Source organism: Bartonella queenslandensis AUST/NH15, from assembly GCF_000312585.1.
Taxonomy (GTDB): Bacteria; Pseudomonadota; Alphaproteobacteria; order Rhizobiales; family Rhizobiaceae; genus Bartonella; species Bartonella queenslandensis_A.
On the sequence record NZ_HE997979.1, the window covers coordinates 91450 to 94765 of the forward strand.

The following is a 3316-nucleotide window of genomic DNA, read 5'->3' on the forward strand; positions in this document are numbered from 1 at the left end:
ACTTTCCCGCCTTGCTCTTCTTGCTCTTGCCTTGTGACGAAAGTTTTTCTCCTCATCAATGCTGTTGGCTCCCCTTCTTCTCCCACTTCCTTGTCCTCCCGCTTGAGAGCCCTCTCAACTTTTCCCCCAATAAGTCCACTTGTCTCACACACATTCTTTTTCTCATGCCCTTCCTTTCTCCAGACGAGCTCACTTCATATTGGTTAAAAATTCCCCACAAAACGGCTCCCCCAATGAGTAAGCACACACCAAGCACCTTTCTCTCACCAGTAAAAAAACACTTAGTCAGAAACTTAGTCATCGTGGGGAAGCCTTTTTTCCATCCTGCTATTGCACGACAGAAAAATCATGACAGCAATATTCTTCCTCCAAGTTTTTTGCCATCGTCTCAGCTGCCTCTTGCGAAATGAAAAGAACAGCGTTGTTTTTTTGTGGTTCGAGTCTAATGAGATTTCGAATCTTTCCAGCGTAATAAAGTGGAAAGCCCCGATAAGAAGTCTTGAGATAACTTGGCATGATTACCACCAATAATCTGTCAAGACATCACAGGGACGTAAACGGTGCTGTTTTTCATAAGAACCATAGAGATTATCTTCATAATCACACGCTACTCTTTCGTCTAAACACGCATGATAGGCTTCACTATTCAAAATGAAGGGCTGCAATTGTGTATTTTCTTCATTTATTTCGTAATTTTCAGCATAAAAATCAGCGATTTGTTCCGTAACGTCTTCAGCATGATTGGTTGTAAGATCGAGTCGTAAAACTTTATAAACCGTTTCAGATTCTTCAATCAGTTCGAGCACTTCTTGGATTTCGTCGATTGGTCCTTCATAGGTATCAGGCCTTTCGTCTTCGCAAAGAATGACAATGATTTCATCCTCTTTAACGAATGGAATATTTTTCATGATTTTCCCCCTTTAGATAGTTGATAAAGCTTAGCTTCATCTTGACAAGATCAAATATAGCGTTAGTCTTATATCCTCTATAGGAGAGATGTCAACCATTTTATCCTTCATAAAAGATATATTTTAAGTCTTTGCGGGGTTCAAATGACATATATAAATAAAAATCTGTTATTCCTTATTCCCCTCATGTTCTTTTCTTGTTCTCTATTTGTTCTTACTCAATTGCAATGATAAACACATAGGAGAGGTAAAATGAGTGATATAATTTTAATAGAATACTGGAGTCGTCTTGATTCAAAAACACAAAAAGAACTTATTTTGAAGCTTCGCCAACGGGTCGCCGCAAAAGAGTCAAAATTGCCTGCCTCTCTTCCGAAGAGAGTTTTGAAATGAGCTCTATAAATTCTTTATCTTCAGGACTTGCTCCCTTACCGTAAAGAATATAATTCATACTGATATCAATTTCGTGACAAATTCGCGAGAGGGATTCGATTGTTGGTTCTTTTCCTTCAGACAGGATAGAATGAAGGTATCCGGCACCTTTACCTGCAGCGAGAGAGATAGATCTCTTTGAGCGTCCACTTTTTTCCAAAGCGGTCCTTAATCTTTTACGCCAACCATCGATATTCATAATTCACCATATAGCGCGTCTTTTGAAAAAAACACGTCCTTTTTACAAAACGGGCTTGCAATATCCTCTAAAAAGGATAAAATTAAGGAAATAAATTTTATTTTTCAGGGGGAAATAAAAGATGATTTTTCGCTTATAAAAACATTTTAACCACACCATAGAATACAAAAAATTATCTCCAAAAGCCGCGTGATTGAGAAGTGTTGTTCTCTTTATTTTTTCCATCATCGCAATCTCAAATTATCGTTTTCATGCCCTTCAAGCACGCCCACTCATTTATAAACGCCATAAAGAAGCCGCTTAATCGCGTCATCGAACAGAGCCACACGCAACACGAGTTAAATCTCTGTTTGCGCTTTTATTATCAACGAAACTGTATAAGAAAGAAGATTGCCGTATGAAACAAGCTGATCAACAAGAAACTCCTCACTATGAATCGTCTAGGCTTCCATATGTTTGTTGGTATCAAAATGATTTCCTAGGAGGAGTTCGTGGCATGCGCGCCCACGAGATTGGAATTTATACGATTCTTCTCAATGAAATGTATGCACGCGGTCGCCCTCTAGAAATATCGGAAGAACGTTTAGCGCGTCTTTGTGGTTGTGACAAGCGAACTTTTGTTAATGTTTTAGAAATGCTCATCCAAGAGGGTAAGATTTTAAATTTAGCCAATGGATTATGGAACCAGCGTTGCGAAAATGTTTTTCAAGAGCGTGAAAAATTGCTTGAAAAAAAATCTTTTGCGGGTCGTTCTTCGGCAAAAAAGCGCAAGAAAATCAATGCTGAGATTCAACAACTGCTTAACGAGCGGAGAAAAGATGATGAACAAAGTTTAGAAGCTCAAAAGGCAGAAGAAAAGGAAACACCTGTCGGTGTTTTTGAAAAGAACATGTTGTTTGATGAGTTAGAATCTGCCCACTCTAGCCCGGAGAATTTTGAACAAAGCGCTCAATCTTCCACATCGGCTCTTTCTTCCTCTGTTGTCTCTCTTCCTCCAGAAGAAACAGAGCAGGAAAACGCTTCTCCCAACGTGGCCCAAGCAGAGGTCTCTTGCGCTCCGATCGCACAAATTGTCCCCCGAAAAGCAACAACAAGCCTCGACCATCTTCCGCCCTCCAGCTTTTCAGCATTTCCCCCACCTTGCACCAACAAAAAACCCACCATTGCAAGCATTCCCAAAGGACACCGCCTTCCAGAAGCTTGGCAAGCAGACATCAAAGCAGCCGTTTCAGAAGGCTTGAGTGAGAGCCAAGCCCATTGGCAAGCCAAAAAGTTTCGCGATTATTGGCAAGCCAAGAGCGGCAAAGAAGCTCTCAAAGCGGACTGGCAAGCCACATGGCGCAACTGGTTTCGCCGTGAGATCGAACGGCAAGAGCAGCAAAAACAGGAGCGGATCTCACCTCTCCCCTCTGAAAGCAACGATACCCTTTACCGCAGTCTAATCAACTATACTGACACGTGTTGACATCACACGCAGAAGCACTTTCTCAAGCAAACACGGGGGGCACAAATGTTTCAAAACCATAAACAAACCAGATCAGACAAAACAACCCAGAGCACAACGGCAGGCATCCAAACAAACCGTAGAGAGACCATTCACACAGAAAACGCATCACCATCATCCCCTCTGCTCTCATCACAACAGTGCGATACCCCCCACGCCTCTCGCCATCCCCTCTTTGATGAACATGCCCACCACCCACAAAACCCCACTTCCCATGCAAGCAAACAGACATCAACGCAGCCGTTTCAGAAACGTTCAACAAAGAGCAACCCC

The 3316-nt window shown here is 41.9% G+C and carries 5 protein-coding genes; 1 reads left to right on the forward strand and 4 read right to left on the reverse strand.

The genetic code is table 11. The features are described 5' to 3' along the window. Positions 1-327: 327 nt before the first annotated feature. The 3 genes from BN338_RS12920 to BN338_RS01360 form a co-directional block, all read right to left on the reverse strand. On the reverse strand, positions 328-516 hold the full coding sequence (locus BN338_RS12920; RefSeq protein WP_039758297.1) for a hypothetical protein: 189 nt from the start codon (positions 514-516) through the stop codon (positions 328-330). Between the two features lie 2 nt (positions 517-518). Beyond that, positions 519-908, reverse strand: a complete 390-nt coding sequence (locus tag BN338_RS01355; RefSeq protein WP_039758298.1) for a hypothetical protein — start codon at positions 906-908, stop codon at positions 519-521. Positions 909-1221: 313 nt separating this feature from the next. Beyond that, positions 1222-1539 carry a helix-turn-helix domain-containing protein gene (locus BN338_RS01360; protein WP_039758300.1) on the reverse strand — a complete coding sequence of 106 codons (318 nt, stop codon included), beginning with the start codon at positions 1537-1539 and terminating at the stop codon, positions 1222-1224. A 397-nt stretch (positions 1540-1936) separates the two neighbouring features. Here BN338_RS01360 and BN338_RS01365 point away from each other — a divergent pair, with 397 nt between their 5' ends. Next, positions 1937-3004, forward strand: coding sequence for a YdaU family protein (locus BN338_RS01365; RefSeq protein ID WP_039758302.1), 1068 nt, complete (start codon positions 1937-1939; stop codon positions 3002-3004). 22 nt (positions 3005-3026) lie between these two features. Here the strand turns inward: BN338_RS01365 and BN338_RS01370 are convergent. Next, a partial coding sequence (locus BN338_RS01370; protein WP_039758303.1) for a hypothetical protein occupies positions 3027-3316 on the reverse strand: 290 nt, incomplete at its 5' end.

Bases quoted from the DNA above. Each gene is read 5' to 3' on its own strand.
- BN338_RS12920 (WP_039758297.1), bottom strand. From the start codon at position 516: ATGCCAAGTTATCTCAAGACTTCTTATCGGGGCTTTCCACTTTATTAC.
- BN338_RS01365 (WP_039758302.1), top strand. From the start codon at position 1,937: ATGAAACAAGCTGATCAACAAGAAACTCCTCACTATGAATCGTCTAGG.
- BN338_RS01360 (WP_039758300.1), bottom strand. From the start codon at position 1,539: ATGAATATCGATGGTTGGCGTAAAAGATTAAGGACCGCTTTGGAAAAA.
- BN338_RS01355 (WP_039758298.1), bottom strand. From the start codon at position 908: ATGAAAAATATTCCATTCGTTAAAGAGGATGAAATCATTGTCATTCTT.